This is a genomic window from Roseovarius sp. (assembly GCF_018066915.1).
In the GTDB taxonomy this organism is placed as follows: domain Bacteria; phylum Pseudomonadota; class Alphaproteobacteria; order Rhodobacterales; family Rhodobacteraceae; genus Roseovarius.
This window is the reverse complement of the sequence record NZ_JAGPVV010000122.1, coordinates 1-2,955: the sequence shown is the minus strand read 5'-3', so window position 1 is coordinate 2,955 and position 2,955 is coordinate 1. Positions and strand designations below refer to the sequence as shown.

The window sequence follows — 2,955 nt, the reverse complement described above, 5'->3', positions numbered from 1 at the left end:
GTAAGCGCCCCGTTGATACCGCAGGTTATGCGGCTTGACTGTCCGTCACAGATACCAGTGGTGCCCAATGCCAGGGCAGCAGTTCATCCAGCCGGTTGATCTTGTGATCATGGATGCGGTCGAGAATGTCAGCGAGATATGCCAGCGGGTCGAGGCCGTTAAGTTTAGCGGTCTCGATGATGGTCATTGCGCGGGACAGGGTTTCCGCACCGGTGTCGGCCCCTGCGAATAACCAATTCTTCCGTCCTATTCCAATCGGGCGCAGGGCGCGCTCAGCGGGGTTGTTGTCAATGGCCACGCGACCGTCGGTCAGGAACAAGCTGAAGGCCTCCTGCCGACTGATGCCATAGCGGAAGGCTTTGGCCAGATCGCTTTTGCCTGGAATGCGCAGGAGTTGCTGTTCGGACCAGGCAAAGAAGGCTTCGACCTTTGGTCGGCTCAGCTTTTGCCGCGCCGCATGGCGGACGTCAGCGGGCTGACCGTTGATGTCGCGCTCGATGTCGTAGAACTTGCCGATCCGGTCGAGCGCCTCGCGGGCGATCTCGGACTTCGTGGAGGTCCAGAAGTCATGGAAGTCGCGTCGTAGGTGGGCCCAACAGGCCGCCTCACTCAAACGGGCTGTGCCATCGGGTTCAGGCGCGTAGAGCTTGGCATAGCCCTTGTAGCCATCGGCCTGGAGGATGCCGCGGGCGTTGGCCAGATGGCCGAGAACATGCTCTTCCTTCCAGTCTGGCGCAAAGCGATAGACAGCACCCGGTGGCGATGCCCCCGCCCAAGGGCGTTGATCGCGCACATAGGCCCAGATCCGGCCTTGCCTAACACCTTTGCCAAGCCCCTTGTCGCGCAATGACCGGTCCAGCACCCGGATCGGCGTGTCATCTGCGTGCAACAGGTCGCTGGCCATGATGTCAGCCTCGATCCGTTCGATCAGCGGCGACAGGGTCTTCATGGCGCGGCCACACCAACCAACCAGCGTGCTTTCGGGGATGTCTGCCCCCATACGCGCGAAGATCTCGTGCTGGCGATACAAAGGCAGGTGATCGTCAAATTTGGAGACCAGCACATGCGCAAGCAGGTTCGGCCCCGCCATGCTACCCGGGATCGGACGACTGGGGGCCGACTCCTGCACCATCCGCTCGCAGCGGCGGCAGGATTTCTTGATCCGGGCAATCTGGATCACCTTCATTTGGGCGGCGATCATGTCCAGCAATTCGCTGACATCCTCGCCTACCACGCGCAGGTCGCCGCCGCAGTCAGGGCAGCATGTGCCGGGGTCCAGTTCACGCCGCTCGCGCGGGGTCATATCCGAGACACGTGGGCGGCGGCGCAAAGCGGGTGCATCAGCAGCTTCCGGTGACGGTTCATCCCGCCCTTCGTCGATGGGCGCATCATCTTCCTCAGCCACCGCTACCAGCAGGTCTTCGAGCGCCAGTTCCAACTGCTCGATCTCGCGCTCAACCTTTTCCGAGGACTTGCCGAAGGCCAGTTTCTGGAGTTTGGCGATCCGCAAACGCAGTGCCTGAACCAGTTGGTCATGCACCCGCAACGTGGCCGACATCTTGGCATTCTCAGCCTCGATCCGGGCATTTTCCGCCTGCAAAACTGCGATCATGGCCCTCAATTCGGCGGGATCATCAGGCAGATTTTCGACAATAATTGACATGCAACTGACTACCAAAAGTCAGGCCAAAGCACCATATAAATAACGCTAATAGGCGCGCAAAATCATCCGACACGCGCAGGCGGAGCGCCCCAATCGGGACGCCGCCAATCGATCCCTTCCCACAGCATCGCAAGCTGCGCAGAGGTCAGCCGTATCGACCCATTCGCAGCACTCGGCCAAGGAAAGCGTCCGCGCTCAAGCACTTTGTAATAAAGGCAAAACCCCTGGCCATCCCAATAGAGCAACTTGATCCGATCCCCCCGGCGCCCACGGAATGCAAACACCGCGCCACTGGCGGGCTGCTGATGCAGGACGTCTTGCGCCAATGCCGCCAGCCCCGCGATCCCCTTGCGCATGTCCGTGACACCGCAGGCGAGATACACGCGCACGCCAGTCCCAGGCCCGATCATGCGGCGTCCACCGCACGGATCAGGGAGATCAGCGCTGCCGGGTCCACAGTGCTGTCAAAGTGCAAACTACGCCCACCCCGCAGGCGCAATTCAACCGCAATCGCGGGAGGCGCCTCAGCAGCCGTCACTGGCATGTCCAACGGAAAGAAAAGCGCCCCGGCATCAGGCGACCACAGACCCTTCTTCTTCAGCTCATGCCGCCATTTGTAAATCTGCTGCCGGGTCACCTCGTGGCGTTGCGCCACCTGCGTCACTGTCGCCCCGCCAACCCCAACCGACAGGACCATCTCGAGCTTGTCCTCATCACGCCAAAGTCGCCGCCGCTCAATCCCCAGAATTTCGCCCCGCATCGCTGATCCCCCATAAGACACGTCGCAAGCGACGTCGCTAAACACGTGTCTTAGAGCAGGACGCCAAGGTCAGGCAGGCGGTCCCAATGGCGCGGTTACGATCCTTAACTTCCAAGTCTAAATTCGTCTCTTTAGAAATATCATCCAAATATCGCCAGATTAGTCGGCGAAGCCCCTCATATTCTTGTCGGATTGAGAAGAATTCATGAATGTTGCTGTTTCCCACATTGTTGGGAACGAACAAATCCATGGTGCTCTGTAGCAGCCTGTACCGATCACCGCGATGCGCCTGGTCGCCATCGAAAAGGTGGTTAACATAGTTGAGGCCACCAAATGTTATGCTAGGAATGCCATCAATAATCGAAGCCTCGCGAGCCATCCTTGCAAGCACGAAATCGGCCAAAACGGGATGACACAACACGCCGTTGTGCTCGATAATCTCACCTGTTTGCGGGTTTCTGAAATGCCCGACACGCAAGGCCATCCCATCAGTGAAGAAGATGTCCCTGAAGTTTGGAGGGAACTTCTCCTC

The 2,955-nt window shown here is 59.3% G+C and carries 4 protein-coding genes; all 4 read right to left on the bottom strand.

Annotated elements, in window-relative coordinates; all coding sequences use genetic code 11:
• Nucleotides 1-25: 25 nt before the first annotated feature.
• Nucleotides 26-1,663, bottom strand: a complete 1,638-nt coding sequence (locus tag KBT70_RS06640) for an IS66 family transposase (RefSeq protein ID WP_296630118.1) — start codon at nucleotides 1,661-1,663, stop codon at nucleotides 26-28.
• A 62-nt stretch (nucleotides 1,664-1,725) separates the two neighbouring features.
• Nucleotides 1,726-2,073 carry an IS66 family insertion sequence element accessory protein TnpB gene (tnpB, locus tag KBT70_RS06635; protein WP_151976038.1) on the bottom strand — a complete coding sequence of 116 codons (348 nt, stop codon included), beginning with the start codon at nucleotides 2,071-2,073 and terminating at the stop codon, nucleotides 1,726-1,728.
• Nucleotides 2,070-2,423: a transposase gene (locus KBT70_RS06630; protein ID WP_037239752.1), complete on the bottom strand. Its 354-nt coding sequence runs from the start codon at nucleotides 2,421-2,423 to the stop codon at nucleotides 2,070-2,072. Before KBT70_RS06630 ends, tnpB begins: the two co-directional genes overlap by 4 nt.
• 37 nt (nucleotides 2,424-2,460) lie before the next feature.
• A partial coding sequence (locus tag KBT70_RS06625; RefSeq protein WP_296630098.1) for a hypothetical protein occupies nucleotides 2,461-2,955 on the bottom strand: 495 nt, incomplete at its 5' end.

What these genes read in the sequence shown, in the direction of transcription:
- KBT70_RS06630 (WP_037239752.1), bottom strand. Translation starts at nt 2,423, where the DNA reads ATGCGGGGCGAAATTCTGGGGATTGAGCGGCGGCGACTTTGGCGTGAT.
- KBT70_RS06640 (WP_296630118.1), bottom strand. Translation starts at nt 1,663, where the DNA reads ATGTCAATTATTGTCGAAAATCTGCCTGATGATCCCGCCGAATTGAGG.
- tnpB (WP_151976038.1), bottom strand. Translation starts at nt 2,073, where the DNA reads ATGATCGGGCCTGGGACTGGCGTGCGCGTGTATCTCGCCTGCGGTGTC.